This is a genomic window from Gilliamella sp. B3892 (assembly GCF_026536305.1).
In the GTDB taxonomy this organism is placed as follows: domain Bacteria; phylum Pseudomonadota; class Gammaproteobacteria; order Enterobacterales; family Orbaceae; genus Gilliamella.
In genome coordinates this window covers 46,486-68,949 of sequence record NZ_JAFNOK010000012.1, presented here as the reverse complement: position 1 = coordinate 68,949, position 22,464 = coordinate 46,486, and the positions used below count along the sequence as shown (strand labels likewise).

The window sequence follows — 22,464 nt, the reverse complement described above, 5'->3', positions numbered from 1 at the left end:
TAGCATATATGTATGACAAAGGAGATGGTGTCGAAGTCGATAAAGAAAAAGCACTCTATTGGTTCACAAAAGCAGCGGAACAAGGAGATCTAGAAGCGCAATTTCAGTTAGCACTTATGTATGTTGACGATAAAGGTATTGAAGTCAATAAAGAAAAATCGCTATATTGGCTCACTCAAGCAGCGGAAAAGGGGCATGAAAATGCACAATTTGAGTTAGTATATATGTATGACCAAGGTAAGGGTGTCGAAGTCAATAAAGAAAAAGCAGCATATTGGTACTCTCAAGTTGAAGCAATGATGGAAGAAGGACTTGCTGGTGGAGAATATGGTTTAGCACTTAAGTATGACCAAGGTAAGGGTGTCGAAGTCGATAAAGAAAAAGCGCTGTATTGGTATAAAAAAGCAGCGGAAGAAGGAAATATTTTTGCGCAATTAGAGTTAGCATATAGGTATGACCAAGGTGAGGGTGTCGAAGCCAATCAGGAAAAAGCGTTATATTGGTATTCTCAAGCTCAAGGAGTGGAAGAAAAGTTTGTGTTTGTTGAAGCGCAATATTATTTTGCAAGGATGTATGCTCATGGTGGTGGTGTCAAGGTTGATAAAAGAAAAGCATCATATTGGTACACAAAAGCAGCTGAACAAGGGCTTGGTTATGCACAATATGATTTAGCACTTATGTATGACAACGGGGATGGTATCGAAGTCGATAAAGAAAAAGCGCTATATTGGTACAAAAAAGCAGCCGATCAGGGTGTTACTGAAGCAAGGCTTGATTAAGGTGTTATGTATTGTAAAGATGACAGTGTAGAAAATAGCGAGTTAGCTAAAGAGTATTTTGAACAAGCTTGTGAGCAAAAATTTAAAGAAAGTTGCGATATCCTTCATAAAGGAATGAAATAGCCATTATTCACAAGTCACACATATCAGAAATCTGTTAAAAGGATTGTGTTACATATTAAGGCAGTTCTTTTTTTATACAGCCTAAAAATATTATTTATTCTATTAACACAATCACTTTTTTGATATAAATTAGCTTAACAATGACATTTTAATACGGCTCAATATATTTGGTTAGCGTGTTAGTCATTTTATCAACTCTATAACCCGATACCGATAAGCAATTTAAAAGTACATTGTCAAGAAGTAATAGATAGCAAGCCCATTTTTGATCTTTTCTTGCCAGCAGGCAAAATAAAAAAATTATTATATTTAAGGAATTTAAGGAAAACTAATGAAAAAAGTACTATTTGTTGTATTAACAGCATTATTATCGACGACGGCTTACGCTAATCATTGCGCTACCTATTTTGAACAAAAAGATTTTGAAAAAGCTTTTATTGCTTGTAACACTGAGGCTGAGCAGGGAGATAGCGATGCTCAGTTTAATTTAGCATTTATGTATTACAACGGCGAAGGCGTCGAAGAAAATACAGAAAAAGCAATATATTGGCTTACTCAGGCAGCGGAAAAAGGGATGCGTGAGGCGCAAAATAATTTAGGGGTTATTTATGACGAAGGTGAAGGTGTCGAAGTCGATAAAGAAAAAGCCCTCTATTGGTATACTAAAGCAGCTGAACAAGGGTTTAGTAAGGCGCAATATAATTTGGGACTTATGTATGCCAAAGGTGAGGGTGTCGAAGTCGATAAAGAAAAAGCGCTCTATTGGTATACTAAAGCCGCTGAACAAGGGGATGTTTGGGCACAATATAAATCAGGGGTTATGTATGACGAAGGTGATGGAGTCGAGGTCAATAAAGAAAAAGCGGTATATTGGTATACTAAAGCCGCTGAACAAGGGGATGGTGAGGCGCAAAATAATTTAGGGGTTATGTATTACAAAGGAGACGGTGTCGAAGTCAATAAAGTAAAGGCGTTATATTGGTATACAAAAGCCGCAGAACAAGGTTTTGATTACGCGCAATATAACACAGCCAATATGTATTACAAAGGAGACGGTGTCGAAGTCGATAAAGAAAAAGCAGTATATTGGTATACAAAAGCCGCAGAACAAGGAGTTAATTGGGCACAAAATAATTTAGGGGTAATGTATCAGCAAGGTGAGGGCGTTAAAAAAGATATAACGTTAGCCAAAAAATATTACAAACAAGCTTGTTCACTCGGTTTGGAAGAAGGTTGTGATAATTATAATTCCATAAAGTAAACATCATTAATCAATATAGAAAAGTCAATTTATACTAAAAGAGCTGTCTTAAATATTAAGGCAGTTCTTTTTTTATACAGCCTAAAATATTTTTTATTCTATTAACACAATCACTTTTTTGATATAAATTAGCTTAACAGTGACATTTTAATACGGCTCAATATATTTGGTTAGTGTGTTAGTCATTTTATCAATTCTTTAACCCGATACCGATAAGCAATTTAAAAGTACATTGTCAAGAAGTAATAGATAGCAAGCCCATTTTTGATCTTTTCTTGCCAGCAGGCAAAATAAAAAAATTATTATATTTAAGGAAATTAAGGAAAACTAATGAAAAAAGTACTATTTGTTGTATTAACAGCATTATTATCGACGACGGCTTACGCTAATAATTGTGCGACCTATTTCGAACAAAAAGCTTTTGATAAAGCTTTTATTGCTTGTAACACTGAGGCTGAGCAGGGAGATAAAGATGCTCAGTATAATTTAGCACATATATATGACGGACGTGTAGGTCACAGAAATGCAGAAAAAGCACTCTTTTGGTACAAAAAAGCAGCGAAACAAGGACTTGTTAAGGCGCAATATGATTTAGCACATTTGTACATCAGGGGGCACGGTATCGGCATAGATAAAGAAAAAGCACTCTATTGGTACACAAAAGCAGCGGAACAAGGATTTCTAAAGGCGCAATATAAGTTAGCACTTATGTATGTTGACGATAAAGGTATTGAAGTCAATAAAGAAAAATCGCTATATTGGCTCACTCAAGCAGCAGAACAGGGGTTTGATAAGGCGGAAAATGATTTAGGACTTGTTTATTACAGAGGTGACGGAGTCGAAAAAAATTCAGAAAAAGCGCTATATTGGTTTACTAAAGCAATGGAACAGGGGCTTAGTGAGGCGCAATATAATTTAGCACGTATGTATGAAGTAGGAGACGGTGTCGAAGTCGATAAAGAAAAAGCGCTCTATTTGTACACTCAAGCAGCGGAACAAGGGCATAAATATGCGCAATTTGAGTTAGCATATATGTATGACCAAGGTGAGGGTGTCGAAGTCAATAAAGAAGAAGCAGCATATTGGTACTCTCAAGTTGAAGCCAAGAACAAAGGGCTTGCTGCTGGAGAATCTAAGTTAGCTCGTATGTATGACCAAGGTGTAGATGTCGTAATCAATAAAGAAAAAGCGCTATATTGGTATACCAAAGTAGCGAAAAAAGGGATTATTTCTGCTCAATTAGAGTTAGCATATAGGTATGACCAAGGTGAGGGTGTTGAAGTCAATAAAGAAAAAGCACGATATTGGTACTCCCAAGCTCAAGCACAAGAAGAAAGAGAGGAATATAGGGTTGATCAAGAGCAATTAGATTTGGCACGTATGTATGCCGAAGGTGATGATGTCAACGTTGATAAAAGGAAAGCATTATATTGGTATACAAAAGCAGCGGAAGAAGGGAATATTTCTGCGCAATTAGAGTTAGCATATATGTATGACCAAGGTGAGGGTGTCGAAGTCAATAAAGAAAAAGCACTTTATTGGTACTCTCAAGCTCAAGGAGAAGAAAATGAGTTTGCATACGTGCAATCTGATTTGGCACGTATGTATGCCCAAGGTAATAGGGTCAAAGTTGATATCGGGAAAGCATTATATTGGTATACAAAAGCAGCGGAAGAAGGGAATATTTCTGCGCAATTAGAGTTAGCATATAGGTATGACCAAGGTGAGGGTGTCGAAGTCAATAAAGAAAAAGCAGCATATTGGTACGCTCAAGCTCAAGAAGAAAATGGGTTTGTTTACGGGCAATATGATTTGGCAAGGAGATATGCCGTAGGTAATGGGGTCAAAGTTGATATCGGGAAAGCATTGTATTGGTACACAAAAGCAGCAGAACAAGGATTTCCTGAGGCGCAATATCAGTTAGCACTTATGTATGTAGACGATAAAGGTATTGAAGTCAATAAAGAAAAATCGCTATATTGGCTCACTCAAGCAGCAGAACAGGGGTTTGATAAGGCGGAAAATGATTTAGGGCTTGTTTATTACAGAGGTGACGGTGTCGAAAAAAATAAAGAAAACGCAGCATATTGGTTTACTAAAGCAATGGAACAGGGGCTTAGTGAGGCGCAATATAATTTAGCACGTATGTATGAAGTAGGAGATGGTGTCGAAGTCGATAAAGAAAAAGCGCTCGATTTGTACACTCAAGCAGCGGAACAGGGGAATGAATATGCGCAATTAGAGTTAGCATATATGTATGACCAAGGAGATGGTGTCGAAGTCAATAAAGAAAAAGCAGCATATTGGTACTCTCAAGTTGAAGCCAAGAACGAAGGGGATATTGATGAACAATTTGAGTTAGCATATAGGTATGACCAAGGTGTAGATGTCGTAATCAATAAAGAAAAAGCGCTATATTGGTATACCAAAGTAGCGGAAGAAGGGAATATTTATGAACAATTAGAGTTAGCATATAGGTATGACCAAGGTGAGGATGTCGAAGTCAATAAAGAAAAAGCCGCATATTGGTTCGCTCAAGCTCAAGGAGAAGAAAATGGGTCTGCTTACGGGAAATATGATTTGGCATGTATGTATGCCGGAGGTAATGGGGGCAAATTTGATATCGGGAAAGCATTATATTGGTATACCAAAGCAGCGGAAGAAGGAAATATTTTTGCGCAATTAGAGTTAGCATATAGGTATGACCAAGGTGAGGGTGTCGAAGCCAATCAGGAAAAAGCGTTATATTGGTATTCTCAAGCTCAAGGAGTGGAAGAAGAGTTTGTTGAAGCACAATATTATTTGGCAAGGATGTATGCTCATGGTGGTGGTGTCAACCTTGATAAAAGAAAAGCATTATATTGGTACACAAAAGCCGCTGAACAAGGGCTTGGTGATGCACAATATGATACAGCACTTATGTATGACAACGGGGATGGTATCGAAGTCGATAAAGAAAAAGCGCTATATTGGTATAAAAAAGCAGCCGATCAGGGTGTTACTGAAGCAACGCATAATTAAGGTGTTATGTATTGTAAAGATGACAGTGTAGAAAATAGCGAGTTCGCTAAAAAATATTTTGATCAAGCTTGTGAGCAAAAATTTAAAGAAAGTTATGTAATCCTTCATAAAGGAATGAGATAAATATTATTTCTATATAAGGAGATCTATGGTGTTGATATCTCGTCAACACTGTTTTCTAAACTGACGGACTGAGTAAAACAGCTCGTGTTAGAATGGTAATGCATAATCCGTTTAAAGTTTCAACGCTTCAGCTTATATTGGTTCCGATATTACGACAGTAATACCGGAACCAATATAAGCCAAGATCCCATAGAACTAAAAGGAAGCTACCCAAAGTTTATGCTTATACGCATAATTATAATACTCTCGTAAATCCCTTCGGGGACGGTCTTTTAATATCTAGAAAAGCGATGGATATATTAATTAGATTAGGTATGGGTATTGGTGAGTTGAAAAAGATAATAAAGAAAGTTATGGTTGGAACATCTAAAGACGTTGGTTTCAAAGAAACTATCTTCATAGCACAAAAAGATTTCAATTTAAAAATAGATGTATAGGCATAATGGAAAAATTTTTCTTTTAATTCAAGTTTTGTTTTTCTCATTCGCTAGTCCCAAAGGAACAAGTTTTGATGTAGATGATATGCAAATGTCTAATTTTAAAAATGTATCTTGATGATTATGATGTGGTAAATGTAACAAAAGGGTATAATTTGCTCAAAAGACAATGTGCAAGTTCTATGTATAGTGCATCTCAAGCAGCAGGTATAATGAAATGAAAATCTTTAAGGTAATTTCAGTAATCACTTTTTTAATAATATCTTTGTTATTTACGTGCTCATTTACTAGCCCTAAGTTTTATATAAAATCCTATCAATATGATAAAATTGAAGATGAGGATTCTTTAACATTAAAAATTTTTGCTAAAGTTGATGAAAAAGAGTATGGTTATATTCATATCTCAAAACAATATGTAACTTTCAGATATTATTATAATTTATCTAATTTTAATAAAGGCGCTACATCGGTAGAAAATATTATTTTTGATTATAAGGATAATCATTTTCTCATCATAAATAAGAATAATAATAAATTAATCTTAAACATTGAATGCGATAAAGATATATATATCAAAGCAAATAACTATTTAATAGAAAAGAAGAAACAAATTAAAGATGAGAGTTCTAAATCCAGTATAGATATTTTTTTAGGACGTTAACCATAAATAAATACTGAAAACTAGAAATAAACCAGTCAACTTTTCAGGCTTATTTTTCAAGAAGAGTAACCTAAAGTAGAGGCTAAATAGCGCCGCCTACAAATTCATAATACCTTTCTAAGAAAATTTTTTTATTAGAATATAATAATGGACAACAGTTCATTTATTGCTAACTAAATGTTATACATTACTTGAATGAGTGAAAAACAGCTGTTGTAATTTTTTACGGTCTATTTTTCCAATGCTTGTCATCGGTAGTTCGTCGATAAAAATGATTTTTTTTGGCATCTGATAACGGGCTATTTTTGATTTAAGCCAATCCTGTATTTTAGTTTCGGATTGTTCGGTATTAGGATTTAAAACAATAAAGGCGACCAATCTTTGCCCGAATTCTTCATCCGGCACACTTATCACTGTTACATCATTAATTTCCGGATGAGTTGATAAGCAGTGTTCAAGTTCATATGGATAAACATTTTCACCACCTGAAACAATCATATCATCAACTCGACCTGCTAAAAAGTAATAACCGTCAGCATCTTGATAGACTAAATCTCCTGTTGAAACCCAATGGTTGCCTACAGTTGACCAAGCACATTTAATAAACAACTCATGGTGTTTTTGTGATTCATTGTTTTGCTTCTGCAATTTAGTTGATAATCCTCTCAGCGGTTTACCAATGGTTTCTGGCTTAATAGAGAGATCATCGGGCGAGGCAATCATGCAAATACCTGCTTCTGATGTGCCATACAAATTGAATAATATCTTTCCAAGCGTAGTAATGACTTGATCAACTAATATTGCTGTAATTGGCGCTCCTCCGGTAATAATACATTTTAAACTAGTGAGTTGATGTTTAGAGCATTTCAACATCCTATTTAACATTAAAGGAACAAGTGTAACCACCTCTATTTGGTTACTCGCAATTAACCCACATGCTTTTTGACTATCAAATTTTTTTGTTAAAAACATTGTTGCACCTAATAACACAGCTATACATAAACTTGCCATGCCAAACCCATGATAAATAGGCGTTGCAATATAGATTTTTTGATAACGGAAAAGATTTAGTTTCACCAGTAGTTGACAAAATGGACTAATAAAATTTTGTGCCTTACTATCGCGCGCTGCTAATTTAAAACGACCTGTTGTGCCACTCGTTAAAACAGTAATTTTTGAGAAGTGGGTCGTTTTAATTTTTACATCAATTGTCGAGGTTGAAACTAATAGAGAGTGAATTGACATAAGGCTTTCATGATAAATGGGTAAGCTTTTTACATTTGATAAACACGCTATTTCTGGATCGTGAATTATCCAGTCAAAACCGACATTTTCGTGAATGGACTTAAGTTGATTTGTCGACAGTTCAGTATTGATAAGATAAACATCAACGCCTAATCTTGTCATAGCAAATAAAGTATGAACTAAGAGTAGGTGGTTGTGCGCTATAATAGCGACTTTTTGATGACGCTTTATTTTAAAATTAATTGCTAATTGTTTGGCAAGGTGCTGAGATTGGTTAAAAAGGGTACGATAATCGGTGCCAGTGCCGTTCTCATCGATAGCAATTTGGTTAGGAGAAAGTTTTTGACGAACATAAAGCAACGCCATTAAATTGATACCAACAATATGAATGCTATTTAATAAGTGCCAAATGCCTAATAAAGTTAATAACTTCTTTTTATATAGTGCTTTAATAAGTTTTATCATAGCTTTTTCTTCAAAAAATAACGGTTCAATTTAACCCAAATATTATTAAAAAATAATGAGGCAAGTTGAACAATAATGGTCCACCAGGGTTTATATTGATGTTTTTTTGTTTGTAATAAACGGCAAATTATGGTTGCAGCTTCATCAGCTTGTAAGGCAGGAAATCTCTTATAAATCTTAGTAGGTTCAAGCATTCGTGTTTTAACAAGAGGTAAATAAGCTGTTGAAACCTTGATTTTCTGATTTTCCAATTCTGGCCTTGCACAGTTTAACCATTGGTCAAAGGCCGTTTTTGAGGCTTGATAAGCAGCCCAATTAGCCGTTGGGGCTAAAAGTACGTTTATGGCGGAAACATTAATAATTTGCCCTTGATTACGCTGTAAATGGGGAATTAACGCCAAGCAGAGTTTGACCGGTGCATAATAATTTAACTTCATCGTTCTATCAAAATCATGCATACGTGATAATGATTGCAGTATTGGCCGACAAATTGATTTGCCAGCATTATTGATTAAGATATCAACAGAGTATCGCTGTAAATTAGTCATTAAATTATCCAATTGTTCCGATTCGCGCAAATCAACTGAAAATATATCAATCTTAGCTTTTTTGTGAGCTAATGACTGCTGTATATTTATCAATTTATCATGTGTTCTAGCAACTAAAATAAGATGACATTGAATATTAGCTAAAAGATTAACCAGACTTTCACCAATTCCATAGCTAGCGCCGGTAATGACAATCACTTTATTTTCTAATTGGCGATTTAATTTTGAATAATTAGGCTTAACGATTGGAAAGAGTACACAATTGAGAAGATTTGAGGAGTTGAACATTTTTGTACTGCCGGTAAACAATTGCGCCTAGTATAAGGTAAACATTCAATCAGTCAACAAGTTAATGTTTTTTAAAATAAGTTGATTTTAAAGTTTATATCTAAATAAAAAACAGACCTTCCTTAAGAAACTTGAAATTATTATATTGATCTCTAACTGTCAGTATTTCAAGCTTGTGTCTTACTAGCTTGCTTCTCACCTATTAAAATTTTTGCTTTATCAGCGTTAGCTACTAAGCTTAATAAACCTGAAGTTTTTTCTGTTAAACGTTTAAGTATCGTTATTATGCTGATAACAAATTGAAGCAAGCGGATTGGATTGCTCCTCAGCTGATAATGCTTAGCGACGAGTTTTATTCGGTGTGAGAATTTGCTAATAAACGCAATGCTTATTTTCAAATTGATAAATTTTAAATCTTTCAGATTTGTGATCAAAGTCTAATTATTTAAGCCAAAAATTGAGTGTCAATAAAAAAGAATCGTTATATATTTGTTTTGTATATGTTTATTTTATTGAAATTTTATACAGAATAATAATTAAGAGGATTTATTTATGGCTTCAATTCCTGTTATTCCTGTCGAATTAACTGATGATATTGCTCAAGATAAATCATTAGTAATCCAATTAATGGCAGAAAGTAGTAAAGCGTATTTAACGGATATCACGCAGTTTTTTCAGGATGTCATCACTCATGAGCAAGAAATGGAAACAGATGTACTGACAGATATTGCCTTGCCTCATGCTAAAAGTGGAGCGGTCAAAACACCGTTTATTGTCATTGGTCGATATCTTAAAGGGGTAGTTTGGAATAATGATAACAAAGTCAAATTAGTTATTATGATTGGTGCTCCGCAACACGCTAATCAAGAACATCTCACCATTATTGCCAAATTAGCCTCCAATTTGGCAAATGATGAATTTGCCCAAGATTTACTCAATTGTAATACCCAACTACTTGCCGATAAGATTCGAGGTTTGTATGAATAAAGCGTCAGTGAAAAGCAAAAAGATCGTCGCAATTTGTGCTTGTACAGCCGGTATGGCACATACTTATATTGCTAAAGGGAAGATTGAAAATGAAGCCAAAAAACGTGGCTGGGATTGTAAAGTAGAAACGCAAGGTGCAGCAGGCATTGATAATGCTTTGACGGAACAAGATTTAAAAAGTGCTGATGTGATTTTATTAGCAACGGATATTTCAATTGAAAATGCAGATAGATTAGAGCCATTTAACAATATCATTAAAGTGAGCACCGGCGAAGCGGTGAAAAACACCGTTAACATTTTTGATAATGCTGACAAGATTGCAACTCACGTGGTTAAAGACAGCATTGGCAAAGAGATTTTCAGAGCACTTAATACCGGTATCAGTAAATTTCTGCCGGTTATTATTGCCTCAGGCATACTCTTTTCCATAGTGTTAATGACAGGTGAGGTGACTAACGATACCATATTGCCTCGTAATCAATTCTTTGCCGATCTTCAGCAAGTCGCTTTTTATGGCTTTGCGATGATGGTGCCGGTTTTGGCCGCTTATATGGCTTATTCTATTGGCGGTAACGCTGCGCTCGCACCGGCGTTTATTATGGGGTATGTGGTTAATAATCCTATTGGAGTTAATCAAGTCAGCACTGGTTTTATTGGTGCAATGATTTTTGGTATTTTAATCGGCTATTTTGTTAAGTGGTTTAAAACGGTTAAAGTTCATCCTGTTATTGCCTCAGTAATGCCTGTTATGATTATTCCAACGGTGACATTATTGGTTATGGCTCCGATCTATATCTATGGCTTATCTTATCCACTTGATTGGTTTGTCAAAGCCATGGTGGAAACACTAAAAGGTATGTCAGAAGTCAACGCCGCATTTTTAGGTATCGGTATTGGCATATTAGCGGCATTAGATATGGGTGGACCTTGTAGTAAAGCCGCCACGGCCTTTACGTTAGCCGCAATGGCAGAAGGGGTATATGGCCCTAATGGTGTATTTCGTATGTGCTGTGCCATTCCGCCATTAGGGTTAGCGTTGTCTTCGTTAATTGTGTCTCGAGCTAAATATACCAAAGAAGAAAAAGAGTTTGGTATCACAGCTTTCTTTCTGTCACTGGCTGGCATTACCGAAGGTGCAATCCCTTTTGCCGCCAAAGATCCTAAACGAGTGATTATTGCTATTGTGGTTGGTACAGCCATTGCCGGTATGTTAGGTATGATTAATGGTATCGATTCGCTGGTAGCATTTGGTGGACTAGTTGCTTTAGGTGGCGTAACGAAAGGTGCAGTTTGGTATGTGATCGATATGTTTATTGGCGCTTTTATTATTGCCGCCATTTTACACTTTACCCGAAAAAATGCCGATCAGACTGAAGAGGTCATTGAAGATCAGTAATCAATGATATTACACCGTCAATGCTGACGGTGTAATACTATCTAGTTGAGGCTGCATTATCAGCTCAAATTGACTATCTCGCCACACGATTGGAGATAGTCAACTTAAATTTTTATAGTAATAAAAACGCTTTTTTACTTTAATCTTGCTGATAAACTGTTTTACCACCGATAATTGTGGTTAACACTTTGACATTTTGCATATCGGTTGCCGGAATGGTAAATGGATTGCGATCTAAAATAATCAAATCAGCAAATTTACCTTTTTCAATTGAGCCAATATACTCGTCTTGTTTGAGCACATAAGCGGCACCAATGGTTGCACAGCGTAAAACTTCGGTAGCGGTTAAATTACGGTCACTGTTTAATCGTGGATGCTGTGCATCAATTTGTCGGGTCATGGCTACTTGAAAATCATACCACTCATTTAATGGATCGATTGGCCAATCGCTACCAAAGGCGCAGTTGACGCCTGCATCAATATATTGCCCGTGGGATTCTAAACCGTTATAGCGCTTTTCGCCAAATAGTGTTTGATATTGTTCAACCATGGCATCGCTACAGCCAGCCCATTGGAATGAAAACACGACACAAGCATTTAATTGCTTATACCTTGCATATTGATGTGCTGCACTGAGTTCATTATGTGCCGTGCTAGGGCGGATATCGGCATCGGGTAATGCTTGGCGCATTTTTTCGATTGCATCAAGCACCACTTCAATGGCACCTTCGCCAACTGTATGCATATGTGGATGAAAACCGGCACGAGATGACTCTAAAATTAAAGCATTTAGCATCTCAGTTGAGTAGTATAAATCACCATAACGATCTTTTTCATGTTCAAGTTGATAAGGTTGCAACAGTCTTGCTGTCATTAATGGCGCTTGCATTACCCCGTCAACAAACAGTTTAGTATGTGAAATTTTAATACCGGGCTTAGGTTGCCAGTTTTTATCGTCGTAACGGCTGGCAAACTGTTTAACTTTTTCCAGTAAAGCCGGTATAGCTTCGATTGAGGTGACATCATCCGGCGGTAACTCACGTGCGCCAAATAAGCGTATAGTAAGTTGATCTTGCTGTTGTAGCTTTAAAAAGGCATCGGCTTGGGTTTCGGTTATCCGAGCATCCATAACCGCTGTTACGCCTTGTTTGTTTAGTTCCGCTTGTGCTAATTTAGCAATATGTGCGGCTTGTTCTTCGGTCAGTTTCGAAATACTATCAAAAGCACGCATGGCCGGCGCATCTTCTAAAATGCCATTAGGTTCACCGTCATCGGTGCGACCGATTTTACCGTCAGTCGGTTCCGGAGTATTTTTATCGATGCCGAATTTTTCCAAAGCCGTTGTGTTAGCAACCAAAGTATGACAGTCATTAGAAAACAAAATAACCGGGCGCTTGGTATTTAGCTTATCAAGGTCAAAACGAGTGATGTCAGTACCAATCGGCAAGACTTCTTGTCTTAGCCAACCACGAACTTGTAGCCAGTGTGAATCATGATTAGTTTTATCTTTATCTAAATAATCTTGAATAATGGCTAGCGTTTGTTCGACCGTTAAACTTTGATAGTTGAGATTGCAAGATGACAGTTGCATCCCACCCCAGAAGGTGTGCAAATGTGAATCAATAATGCCTGGCATCATTGTTTTGCCGTGCAGATCGTAAACTGTAGTATGATTATCTACATAATGACTGTTATTTATCTCTTGCGTGCTACCAGTGGCAATGATATAACCATTTTTAATTGCTATAGCTTCACAGACAGTATCTTGTCTATCTGCGGTATAAATGTAACCATTAATATAAATAACATCGGCTTTAGCCATTATTTGCGATTCCTTAAATGAAGAACAAAGTGAAAGGTGAACGATAGCAGATTTATAAAAAATTTGTCAAATGCAATAATTTTCTTTATTGTGTTTTAAGTTTATGCTACAAATAGGCGAAATAGTTACAGCGTCACAAGGTGAACCTATGAAATATCAGCAATTAGAAAACCTTGAATGTGGTTGGAAGTGGCACTATCTAGTAAAAAGGCATTTAGAAGGCGAAGCTATTACGCGTTATTTAGAAAAAAGCGCTGCAAATCATGCCGTCAATGAATTACTGTTATTAGAGCATAATCCAACACGTGTCGTTGATTGGATAAAAGCGCATTTAAATCCCGATTTAGACAATCGCATGAAGCAAACCATTCGGGCAAGACGTAAACGACATTTTAATGCTGAACAACAAAATACCCGAAAAAAATCAATTGATTTAGAGTTTCTAGTCTGGCAACGATTGGCAAGTTTAGCTAAGCGCCGAGGTTGCACGTTGTCACAAACAATTACACAACTGATTGAAGATGCTGAGCAAAAAGAGCAATACGTCAATAAAGTATCGACAATTAAAGATGATTTACTTTCGCTTCTTCTTAACGAAGTTGAGAGTAAATAACGTAAACAACAGGATAATATAGGTTTAATTATGGGAAAATCCCTTGTTATTGTGGAATCACCAGCCAAAGCAAAAACGATAAATAAATATCTTGGCAAAGATTTCGTGGTTAAATCAAGCGTGGGGCACATTCGAGATCTTCCGGTAAGTGGCAGTAGCCAGCGCACAGAAAAAACCGCCAAAGATAAAACAGAGAAAAAAGTTAAGCGTTCTGAAAAACAGGCGCTAGTAGATCGCATGAGTGTTGATCCTTATAACGGTTGGAAAGCACACTATGAGATCTTACCCGGCAAAGAACGTGTGGTTGCCGAACTTAAAAAATTAGCCAAAGATGCCGATATGATCTATCTGGCAACCGACTTGGATAGAGAAGGGGAAGCCATTGCTTGGCATCTTAAAGATGTGATAGGTGGCGATGATAGCAAATATCGTCGGGTGGTATTTAATGAGATCACCAAAACCGCTATAAAAAATGCCTTTAATCATCCAGCGATGATTGATATGGATCGGGTCAATGCTCAACAAGCACGCCGATTTATGGACCGTGTGGTGGGCTTTATGTTATCACCACTACTTTGGAAAAAAGTCGCAAGGGGGCTATCGGCTGGTCGTGTTCAGTCTGTTGCTGTGCGCCTTGTAGTTGAGCGTGAGCGTGAAATTCATGCATTTATTCCTGAAGAGTATTGGGATCTCTATGCCGACTTAAGTACTGCCAAACAAGAGCCATTAACGCTACAAGTGACGCATTACAAAGATGAAGCATTTGAGCCTAAAGATAAAGTTGCTATTGATATGGCGTTAGCTGAGCTTAATAAAAGTCAGTATCATGTAACAAATATTGAGCAAAAGCCGACCAAAAGTAATCCAACAGCCCCTTTTATAACCTCGACATTGCAGCAAGCTGCTAGCACCCGTTTAGGTTTTGGCGTTAAAAAGACGATGATGTTGGCACAGCGCCTTTACGAAGCCGGTTATATTACCTATATGCGTACCGATTCGACCAATCTAAGTCAAGATGCGTTAACCATGGTGCGAGATTATATTGGACAGCATTTTGGTGATAAGTACTTACCTAAAACCGCTAATGTTTACACCAGTAAAAAGAACTCGCAAGAAGCCCATGAAGCTATTCGTCCTTCTGATGTTACCATTTTGGCCGACAATATCAGTGATGTTGAAGCAGATGCGTGTAAGTTATATCAATTAATTTGGCGCCAATTTGTGGCGTGTCAAATGACATCAGCCGAATATAATTCGACAACTATTACGGTCAAATCCGGCGATTTTATTTTAAAAGCCAAAGGGCGTACTTTACGATTTGACGGTTGGACAAAAGTACAACCACAGTTGACCAAAAACAGTGAAGATAAAATCTTACCGACCGTTGCGGTTAATGATAAGTTGGATTTAATCAGCCTAAACCCAAATCAGCACTTTACTAAACCGCCAGCACGCTATAACGAGGCGTCATTGGTTAAAGAGCTTGAAAAACGTGAGATTGGCCGGCCGTCGACTTATGCAACGATCATTTCGACTATTCAAGACCGGGGTTATGTTCGTTTAGATAATCGCCGTTTTTATGCTGAAAAGATTGGTGAGATTGTTACTGACCGATTGAATGAAAACTTCAATGATTTAATGAGCTATGATTTTACTGCCCGTATGGAGCATGCGCTCGATGAGATTGCTCACAAAAAACAAGAGTGGCGGGAAGTGCTCGATCAGTTCTTTAGTGATTTTAGTCAGCATTTAGAAGTTGCAGAGCAAGCGCCAGATAAAGGTGGTATGCAACTTAATCCTTTAGTTTTAACACCTGAAATTAAATGTCCAAATTGTGGGCGTGAAATGGGAATTAAAACTGCGGGGACGGGCGTATTTTTAGCTTGTTCGGGTTATGCTTTACCGCCTAAAGAGCGCTGCAAACAAACCATAAACCTGATACCTGAACACGAAACGCTAAACATCTTAGAAGAGGCCGACACGGCTGAAACCGATGCTTTACGTGCACGTAAACGATGCCCAAAATGTCACACTGCAATGGATAGCTACTTACTGGATAATGAGCGTAAATTACATATTTGTGGTAACAACCCAATTTGTGATGGCTCTATTGTTGAAAAAGGTAACTTTAAAGTAAAAAGTTACGAAGGTCCGATTATTGAGTGTGAAAAATGTGGTTCTGAAATGCACTTAAAATCGGGTCGTTTTGGGTTATATATGGGATGTACTAACCCGGATTGTAAAAATACCCGTAAAATATTAAAAAATGGTGATGTGGCACCACCGAAAGAAGATCCTGTTGATTTGCCTGAATTAAAATGCGTTAAGTCAGATGCGCATTTTGTGTTACGTGACGGTGCATCGGGGATCTTTTTAGCTGCCCATAATTTCCCTAAATCCAGAGAAACACGTGCGCCATTGATCGAGGAATTGCAACGATTTAAAGATCGTTTACCGGAAAAGTTTCTCTATCTTACTAAAGCACCAAGTAAAGATCCTGACGGTAACCCTGCTATCGTTCGTTTTAGCCGAAAAAGTAAACAACAATATGTGACTTCTGAAGTTAACGGAAAATCGACGGGCTGGGTAATGCAATATGTTGATGGCAAATGGATTAGCGGTAAAAAATAGCTAAGAGTGCCCGAAACAGTCATTACACTGTTTCGGGTTTTGTCTACGTTTTAGTATAAAAATGCAGTTTAGGTTTGTGCTAAAGTGTAAAAGGAATAACTTTATGGTTGTTCTCTTTTTTGCTTGTTTCGAAAAAGAGCAAAGCCGGTAAAGTTAAAGGAGCCTTTATCATGAAATTGCAACAACTACGATATATTGTTGAAGTCGTTAATAATGATCTCAATGTATCGTTAACATCGGAAAAGCTTTATACCTCACAGCCTGGCATTAGCAAGCAGATTAAATTACTTGAAGATGAATTAGGTGTTCAAATCTTTACCCGAGTGGGAAAACACCTTTCAGAAGTCACGCCGGTCGGCGAAAAAATTGTTAGTTTAGCCCGGGAAATCTTAAACAAATCACACGATATAAAAATTATCGCTAAAGAGTTTAGCCAACCAAACCAAGGGACGCTAACAATCACAACCACCTATACTCAAGCCCGTTATACCTTGCCCGTTGTCATTCAACAGTTTATGAAACAATACCCAAGCATTACTTTACACATGGAGCAGGGCTCATCTTCACAATGCTTATTGCAGGCGCAAAGTGGACAAGCCGATTTTGCCATTATTACCGATCTGGCACAGCTTAACGATGATATGATAGCTTTGCCTTGCTATCATTGGAATCAAGCGGTAATTGTGATGAAAGATCATCCGCTGGCAAAAAGCAGTTTGATCAGCATTGAAGAGTTATCGAAATATCCGCTGGTCAGTTACGATTTTTCTAACGACGGTTCTGACTTAAATCAAGCTTTTATCAAAGCCAATCAGTTGCCTAATATTGTCTTTAGTACTACCGATGCTGACTTGATTAAAACCTATGTTAAGTTAGGGGTTGGGGTAGGGATAGTGGCGAAAATGGCCGTTAATGAATCAGCCGATAGTGATTTTGTTGTGCTCAATGCCGGGCATATCTTTCCTTATAGCACAACTTATATTGCTTTTGCACGTTCACTATTTTTACGTAATTATATGTATGAGTTTATCAGTCAATTTTCGCCGCATTTGAATAAACAGACGGTTGATAAGCTGATTTTGTGTGAAAATAATGTCCAAGTTCAAGCAATGTTTAATGGGGTAAAACTGCCGATCCGTTAAATGATTTGCCCAGTGAGGTTTGTAAAAAATCAAAGTGCGAAACGGGTCACACTTTGATTAAGTAAAACTATTTGTGTCTTGCTTTTAATATCTCAATCACATCTTGTAAAGATAGATTCTGATCTTGCAATAACACCAACAGATGATAAATTAGATCGGCAGATTCATTTTTAAGTTCAAAAGTATCACGTACCGTTGCGGCAAGAGCTGTTTCAACCCCTTCTTCTCCCACTTTCTGCGCAATACGCTTCGTACCGTCATGATAGAGTTTAGCGGTGTAAGATGACTTAGGATCGGCATTTTTGCGCGAAGCAATCAGCTGTTCGAGCTGATATAAAAATCCCCACTGTGTTTGTGCGTTGGCAAAGCAACTATTTGAGCCGGTATGGCAAGTTGCGCCAACCGGATCAACTAAAATAAGCAAAGTGTCGTTATCACAATCAGTTGAAATGCTGACCACATTTAAAAAATTCCCTGATGTTTCGCCTTTTGTCCATAAACGGGCTTTAGTGCGTGAATAAAAGGTGACTTTACCACTAGCGAGCGTTTGGCTAAGTGCTGATTGATTCATGTAACCAAGCATCAATACATCGCCTGAAACATAGTGTTGAATAATCACCGGCATTAAATTGTCAACTTTTTGCCAATCAAGCTGATTTGGATCAAATGGGTCATTAGAATTTGAAACTAGCATAATCGTATCTCTACTCCGTGGTTAGCTAAATATTGTTTAAGTTCGCCAATATTAATAATTTGTTTATGAAAGACTGAAGCGGCTAATGCACCGTCGACATGAGCGTCTTTAAATGCTTCTAAAAAATGTTTCATCTCACCTGCACCGCCGGAGGCAATCAGCGGCACGTGGCACACTTCACGCATAGTTTTTAATTGCTCAAGATCATAACCATGACGAACGCCGTCTTGATTCATCATATTAAGAACAATTTCACCGGCGCCGCGCTGTTGTACCTCTTGCAGCCAGTCAATAGTATTCCACTTGGTTGCCACAGTGCGTTTTTCATCGCCGGTAAATTGATAAACGTGATAGTTATTCGTCTGTTTGTCATACCAAGTATCGATGCCCACAACAATACATTGCACACCATAACAATCTGCCAACTGTGTGATCAATTTTGGGTTTGCTAATGCCGGCGAGTTGATTGAAATTTTATCTGCGCCATAAGCCAAAATCTGCCCGGCATCTTCAACTGTTTTTATGCCGCCGGCGACACAAAAGGGGATATCAATCACTTCGGCAACTTTGGCCACCCAGCTTTTATCTACTACCCGGCCGTCTGATGACGCAGTAATATCATAAAAAACCAGTTCGTCAGCACCTTCTTGAGCATATCTTTTTGCCAGTGGTACGATATCACCTATAATCTCATGATTGCGAAACTGTACGCCTTTAACCACTTGCCCGTTACGCACATCTAAACAAGGGATTATCCTTTTTGCCAGCATGAAATTGCCTCCTGAACTGTAAATTTACCTTCGAGCAATGCTCGTCCCACAATGACCCCGGCCACGCCACTGTCTTTTAAAGCTTGCACATCGGCTAATTGACCGATGCCTCCGGAAGCTTGAAAAGCAATTTGAGGGTATTGTTGGCTGATTTGTTGATATAATTCAATATTGCTCCCGCTGAGTGTACCGTCTTTAGAGATATCGGTACATAGTACATGTTTTAGACCAAAAGGGAGATAATCTTCAATCACTTGCTCAAGCGTCTTTTTAGAATCCTCTTGCCAGCCGTGAATAGCAACATATTTATTGCCTTGTTGGTCAATGCGGACATCTAATGCCAAAACTAACGCATCGGCGCCATAAGTTTTAAACCACTGCTTAACCAATGAAGGCTCTTTAATTGCCGTTGAGCCAATTACAACCCGACTAGCACCGGCGGCAAGTAGGGCTTTAACATCGTCTTCATGACGAATGCCGCCACCAATTTGTACCGGTACTTGTACACCATTAATCAGCGTTTTTATTAGTGATATTTGGCGGGCTTTAGGATCTTTGGCACCGGTTAAATCAACCAGATGCAATAGCTTTGCGCCTTCATTGGCATAGGCTTGCAAGCGAGTTAATGGATCGTTACCATAATCGCGTTTTTTTTCATAGTCGCCTTGATGCAAGCGAACAACTGAGCCGTCAATTAAATCGAGCGCAGGAATGATAATTGGGTTAGCCGTCATTGTTACATCTCCAAAAAGTTTTTCAGCAATTTTGCACCGGCCGAGCCAGAACGCTCGGGATGAAACTGAACACCGTAAAAGTTGTCTTTTTGTACGGCAGCTGTAAAGCTTTCGCCGTAATTGGTTTCTGCGATAGTTGATGAGCATAATGGTAAGGCGTATCCATGTACGAAGTAAAAATAAGCACCATCAGGAATATCTCTAAATAGATGATGACCGGCTTTAGGGTATACTTGATTCCACCCCATATGAGGTAGCGGTAATCCGGTATCCGGAATTTTCGCTACTTTTTCATCAATAATACCTAACGTGTGAACATGTCCTTCACTACTATACTCAGCTAACAGTTGCATGCCAAGACAGATACCAAGCACTGGCTGAGTACAGACTTTAATAAGGTCGATTAAATTGCGTTGTTTTAATTTTTCCATTGCCGCCGAAGCTGAGCCAACACCCGGTAGAAACAGCTTATCAGCGTTGATAACGACATCGGGGTCAAGGCTAATAATTGGTTGATAGCCAAGCCTTTCAATCGCATATTTTACTGAGGCCAGATTGGCACACCCCGTATCTAAAATGACGATATTCATTACAAAACTCCTTTTGAACTAGGTAGTCTATCACCTTCGATTTTAATTGCTTGCTTAAGCGTTCTGGCAAAGGCTTTAAATAGGCTTTCAATTTTGTGATGATCATTATCGCCTTGCGTTTCAATATGGAGCGTAATACCCATTGCATAACTGATTGAGTAAAAAAAGTGTTCAACCATTTGGGTGCTCATATCGCCCACTTTTTGATGGGTAAACTGCGCTTTAAAGACCAGATAAGGACGACCAGATATATCCATTGCACATGTAGCTAAACACTCATCCATAGGGATGACAGAAGCATAACGTGTAATGCCTCGTTTATCACCTAGCGCCAATTTTAAGGCTTCACCTAAAGCTAAACCGGTATCTTCAATCGTGTGATGATCATCAACATGTAAATCACCTTCAACTTGAATATTGAGTTTAATACCACCGTGTGTCGCAATTTGGTCAAGCATATGGTCAAAAAAGCCGATACCGGTATTGATTTGGCTACCACCTTGCCGGTCTAGCCAAACTTCAACAAGTATTTTGGTTTCTTTAGTATTACGTTGCACTTTTGCATAGCGATCAGCGGTGGTTAATCGTTGGGCTATTTCATTCCAGTTAAGGGTAATTGGGTCATAACGTAATCCGTTGATCTGCATATTTTCAGCAAGTTGAATATCCGTGACCCTGTCACCAATTACATAACTTTTTGCTTTGTCGAGCTTTCCACTGGTTAAGTAAGGTAAGACTAATTCAATCTTAGGTTTTCGACATTGACAATTATCTTGCGGAAAGTGTGGGCAGATTAACACTTCTTCAAAATTCACCCCTTGAGATGCAAAAATTTGCATCATCAAATTGTGTGGACCGTCAAAACTCGCTTGTGGGTAACTGTCAGTACCCAGACCGTCTTGATTGGTCACCATGACCAACTTATAACCCGCTGCTTGTAATTTAAGTAGTGCCGGAATGACATTCGGTTCAAATGCTAGTTTTTCGAAACTATCAACTTGAAAATCAATTGGCGGTTCAGTAATTAAGGTTCCGTCACGATCGATAAATAAATATTTTTGTAACATGATTGCTCCTAGTTTATCGCTTTAAGTGCAGTGATCACCGCTTCACATTCGCTTTGAGTACCAATAGAGATGCGAATCATATTAGTTTGTCCGGTGGATTTACTTTGATCACGCAAAATAATGCCTTGATCCCATAAGGTTTTAAATACGTCTTTACCTTCTTGAAATTTAACACATAAATAGTTAGACCAGCTAGGGTAAACTTTTTCAACTATTGATAATTTATTGAGCGCCTCGATAAATGTCTGTTTTTGGTTATTAAGCTTTTCGACATTTTGTCTCATCGTCTCAATCCCGTCTTTACTCAGTGCTTGACTGGCAATATCAGCGACCGGCGTGGCTAATGGATAAGGCGCAATCACCTTTTGTAAGGCGTCGATCACCGGTTTGTTAGCAATAGCAAAGCCACAGCGCAATCCAGCTAAAGCAAAGGCTTTGGATAATGTTCGTAAAATCACGAGGTTTGGGTACTCGTTGAGCCAACTCACCACAGATGATTGAGGAGTAAACTCAATATAGGCTTCATCAATTACCACTAAAGCACGATCATTTGCCTGCTTGAGCAAGCTTTTAATATCTTCCGGTTTTATCAAGTTACCGGTTGGATTATTTGGCGAACAAACGTAAATTAATTTAACGGTATCAAGATTTTGCGCAATGGCTTGTAAATCAAGCTGCCAGTCTGAAGTCGTCGGTACCGTTTTAATTTTAATGCCTAGCGTTTCAGCACTGACTTGATACATACCGTAAGTTGGCGGGCAGTATAAAATACTGTCTTGCTCCGGTTCGCAAAACGCTCGCATCAGTAACTCTATTGCCTCATCGGCGCCACGGCTAACAATTAATTGTTCACACTGTACGCCGGCATATTGCGCATAACGCTTTATCACTTGCTCCGGTTGCGGCTCTGGGTAGCGGTTTAATGTTTGCTCGGTTAATTCAAAGTGAGGTGCAACAGGGTATTCGTTAGCATTAAGCCATACATCGCCTTGACCACCAATGCGGCGAGCAGATTGATACGGCGTCAATTTTTGTACATTTTTTCTGACTAATTGATTAATATCCAT

Annotated in this window: 19 protein-coding genes; 10 read left to right on the top strand and 9 right to left on the bottom strand. The window is 38.1% G+C overall.

Going from position 1 to position 22,464, the window contains the following annotated elements; genetic code table 11:
* From J3U74_RS10910 to J3U74_RS10890, 5 genes are all read left to right on the top strand, one after another.
* Nucleotides 1–779, top strand: a 779-nt coding sequence (locus J3U74_RS10910; RefSeq protein WP_267346935.1) for a tetratricopeptide repeat protein, incomplete at its 5' end; no start/stop codon positions are given.
* Between the two features lie 454 nt (nt 780–1,233).
* On the top strand, nt 1,234–2,163 hold the full coding sequence (locus J3U74_RS10905; protein ID WP_267328878.1) for an SEL1-like repeat protein: 930 nt from the start codon (nt 1,234–1,236) through the stop codon (nt 2,161–2,163).
* 330 nt (nt 2,164–2,493) lie between these two features.
* Nucleotides 2,494–5,184: an SEL1-like repeat protein gene (locus J3U74_RS10900; protein WP_267338036.1), complete on the top strand. Its 2,691-nt coding sequence runs from the start codon at nt 2,494–2,496 to the stop codon at nt 5,182–5,184.
* Between the two features lie 413 nt (nt 5,185–5,597).
* Nucleotides 5,598–5,744, top strand: a complete 147-nt coding sequence (locus J3U74_RS10895; protein WP_267329394.1) for a hypothetical protein — start codon at nt 5,598–5,600, stop codon at nt 5,742–5,744.
* Between the two features lie 217 nt (nt 5,745–5,961).
* Nucleotides 5,962–6,405, top strand: a complete 444-nt coding sequence (locus tag J3U74_RS10890) for a hypothetical protein (RefSeq protein WP_267329393.1) — start codon at nt 5,962–5,964, stop codon at nt 6,403–6,405.
* 180 nt (nt 6,406–6,585) lie between these two features.
* Here the strand turns inward: J3U74_RS10890 and J3U74_RS10885 are convergent, their stop codons facing one another.
* Together J3U74_RS10885 and J3U74_RS10880 are read right to left on the bottom strand one after the other, a co-directional pair.
* A complete protein-coding gene (locus J3U74_RS10885) occupies nt 6,586–8,115 on the bottom strand; it encodes an AMP-binding protein (RefSeq protein ID WP_267329392.1) in 1,530 nt (509 codons plus the stop codon).
* On the bottom strand, nt 8,112–8,951 hold the full coding sequence (locus tag J3U74_RS10880) for an SDR family NAD(P)-dependent oxidoreductase (protein WP_267329391.1): 840 nt from the start codon (nt 8,949–8,951) through the stop codon (nt 8,112–8,114). Before J3U74_RS10880 ends, J3U74_RS10885 begins: the two co-directional genes overlap by 4 nt.
* A gap of 552 nt (nt 8,952–9,503) precedes the next feature.
* Here J3U74_RS10880 and J3U74_RS10875 point away from each other — a divergent pair.
* Nucleotides 9,504–9,938 (top strand): PTS sugar transporter subunit IIA, encoded by a 435-nt coding sequence (locus J3U74_RS10875; protein ID WP_220219492.1) that lies wholly within the window; start codon nt 9,504–9,506, stop codon nt 9,936–9,938.
* Nucleotides 9,931–11,334 (top strand): PTS fructose transporter subunit IIC, encoded by a 1,404-nt coding sequence (locus J3U74_RS10870; protein ID WP_267329390.1) that lies wholly within the window; start codon nt 9,931–9,933, stop codon nt 11,332–11,334. Before J3U74_RS10875 ends, J3U74_RS10870 begins: the two co-directional genes overlap by 8 nt.
* Nucleotides 11,335–11,473: 139 nt before the next feature.
* Here the strand turns inward: J3U74_RS10870 and J3U74_RS10865 are convergent, their stop codons facing one another.
* Nucleotides 11,474–13,156 (bottom strand): amidohydrolase, encoded by a 1,683-nt coding sequence (locus J3U74_RS10865; protein WP_220219494.1) that lies wholly within the window; start codon nt 13,154–13,156, stop codon nt 11,474–11,476.
* 148 nt (nt 13,157–13,304) lie between these two features.
* Here J3U74_RS10865 and matP point away from each other — a divergent pair, with 148 nt between their 5' ends.
* The 3 genes from matP to cysB all read left to right on the top strand — a co-directional run bounded on the left by matP (nt 13,305) and on the right by cysB (nt 17,542).
* Entirely contained in the window at nt 13,305–13,769 is a 465-nt protein-coding gene (gene matP, locus J3U74_RS10860) for a macrodomain Ter protein MatP (protein ID WP_220219495.1), read from the top strand.
* A 30-nt stretch (nt 13,770–13,799) separates the two neighbouring features.
* The gene (gene topA / locus J3U74_RS10855; protein ID WP_267329389.1) at nt 13,800–16,400 is read left to right on the top strand and encodes a type I DNA topoisomerase; all 2,601 of its coding nucleotides are present in this window, start codon (nt 13,800–13,802) and stop codon (nt 16,398–16,400) included.
* 170 nt (nt 16,401–16,570) lie between these two features.
* Nucleotides 16,571–17,542: an HTH-type transcriptional regulator CysB gene (gene cysB / locus J3U74_RS10850; protein ID WP_220219497.1), complete on the top strand. Its 972-nt coding sequence runs from the start codon at nt 16,571–16,573 to the stop codon at nt 17,540–17,542.
* Between the two features lie 67 nt (nt 17,543–17,609).
* On the opposite strand, the gene hisIE is transcribed toward cysB, so the two are convergent.
* The 6 genes from hisIE to hisC are packed head-to-tail and all read right to left on the bottom strand — an operon-like array spanning nt 17,610 to nt 22,464.
* Entirely contained in the window at nt 17,610–18,236 is a 627-nt protein-coding gene (gene hisIE / locus J3U74_RS10845) for a bifunctional phosphoribosyl-AMP cyclohydrolase/phosphoribosyl-ATP diphosphatase HisIE (RefSeq protein WP_220219498.1), read from the bottom strand.
* Nucleotides 18,230–19,006 carry an imidazole glycerol phosphate synthase subunit HisF gene (gene hisF / locus J3U74_RS10840; RefSeq protein WP_220219499.1) on the bottom strand — a complete coding sequence of 259 codons (777 nt, stop codon included), beginning with the start codon at nt 19,004–19,006 and terminating at the stop codon, nt 18,230–18,232. The genes hisIE and hisF overlap by 7 nt, the downstream gene beginning before the upstream one ends.
* Complete coding sequence (gene hisA, locus J3U74_RS10835; protein ID WP_366518662.1) at nt 18,988–19,725, bottom strand: 1-(5-phosphoribosyl)-5-[(5-phosphoribosylamino)methylideneamino]imidazole-4-carboxamide isomerase; 738 nt, start codon at nt 19,723–19,725, stop codon at nt 18,988–18,990. The genes hisF and hisA overlap by 19 nt, the downstream gene beginning before the upstream one ends.
* A 17-nt stretch (nt 19,726–19,742) precedes the next feature.
* The gene (gene hisH / locus J3U74_RS10830) at nt 19,743–20,330 is read right to left on the bottom strand and encodes an imidazole glycerol phosphate synthase subunit HisH (RefSeq protein ID WP_220219501.1); all 588 of its coding nucleotides are present in this window, start codon (nt 20,328–20,330) and stop codon (nt 19,743–19,745) included.
* Complete coding sequence (gene hisB / locus J3U74_RS10825) at nt 20,330–21,397, bottom strand: bifunctional histidinol-phosphatase/imidazoleglycerol-phosphate dehydratase HisB (protein ID WP_220219502.1); 1,068 nt, start codon at nt 21,395–21,397, stop codon at nt 20,330–20,332. Before hisB ends, hisH begins: the two co-directional genes overlap by 1 nt.
* Nucleotides 21,398–21,405: 8 nt before the next feature.
* Nucleotides 21,406–22,464 (bottom strand): histidinol-phosphate transaminase, encoded by a 1,059-nt coding sequence (gene hisC / locus J3U74_RS10820; RefSeq protein ID WP_267329388.1) that lies wholly within the window; start codon nt 22,462–22,464, stop codon nt 21,406–21,408.

Coding starts and splice junctions, on each gene's coding strand:
- topA (WP_267329389.1), top strand. CDS start 13,800: ATGGGAAAATCCCTTGTTATTGTGGAATCACCAGCCAAAGCAAAAACG.
- J3U74_RS10900 (WP_267338036.1), top strand. CDS start 2,494: ATGAAAAAAGTACTATTTGTTGTATTAACAGCATTATTATCGACGACG.
- J3U74_RS10865 (WP_220219494.1), bottom strand. CDS start 13,156: ATGGCTAAAGCCGATGTTATTTATATTAATGGTTACATTTATACCGCA.
- J3U74_RS10885 (WP_267329392.1), bottom strand. CDS start 8,115: ATGATAAAACTTATTAAAGCACTATATAAAAAGAAGTTATTAACTTTA.
- J3U74_RS10895 (WP_267329394.1), top strand. CDS start 5,598: ATGGATATATTAATTAGATTAGGTATGGGTATTGGTGAGTTGAAAAAG.
- J3U74_RS10875 (WP_220219492.1), top strand. CDS start 9,504: ATGGCTTCAATTCCTGTTATTCCTGTCGAATTAACTGATGATATTGCT.
- hisB (WP_220219502.1), bottom strand. CDS start 21,397: ATGTTACAAAAATATTTATTTATCGATCGTGACGGAACCTTAATTACT.
- hisH (WP_220219501.1), bottom strand. CDS start 20,330: ATGAATATCGTCATTTTAGATACGGGGTGTGCCAATCTGGCCTCAGTA.
- hisC (WP_267329388.1), bottom strand. CDS start 22,464: ATGGATATTAATCAATTAGTCAGAAAAAATGTACAAAAATTGACGCCG.
- J3U74_RS10870 (WP_267329390.1), top strand. CDS start 9,931: ATGAATAAAGCGTCAGTGAAAAGCAAAAAGATCGTCGCAATTTGTGCT.
- hisIE (WP_220219498.1), bottom strand. CDS start 18,236: ATGCTAGTTTCAAATTCTAATGACCCATTTGATCCAAATCAGCTTGAT.
- matP (WP_220219495.1), top strand. CDS start 13,305: ATGAAATATCAGCAATTAGAAAACCTTGAATGTGGTTGGAAGTGGCAC.
- cysB (WP_220219497.1), top strand. CDS start 16,571: ATGAAATTGCAACAACTACGATATATTGTTGAAGTCGTTAATAATGAT.
- J3U74_RS10905 (WP_267328878.1), top strand. CDS start 1,234: ATGAAAAAAGTACTATTTGTTGTATTAACAGCATTATTATCGACGACG.
- J3U74_RS10880 (WP_267329391.1), bottom strand. CDS start 8,951: ATGTTCAACTCCTCAAATCTTCTCAATTGTGTACTCTTTCCAATCGTT.
- hisF (WP_220219499.1), bottom strand. CDS start 19,006: ATGCTGGCAAAAAGGATAATCCCTTGTTTAGATGTGCGTAACGGGCAA.
- J3U74_RS10890 (WP_267329393.1), top strand. CDS start 5,962: ATGAAAATCTTTAAGGTAATTTCAGTAATCACTTTTTTAATAATATCT.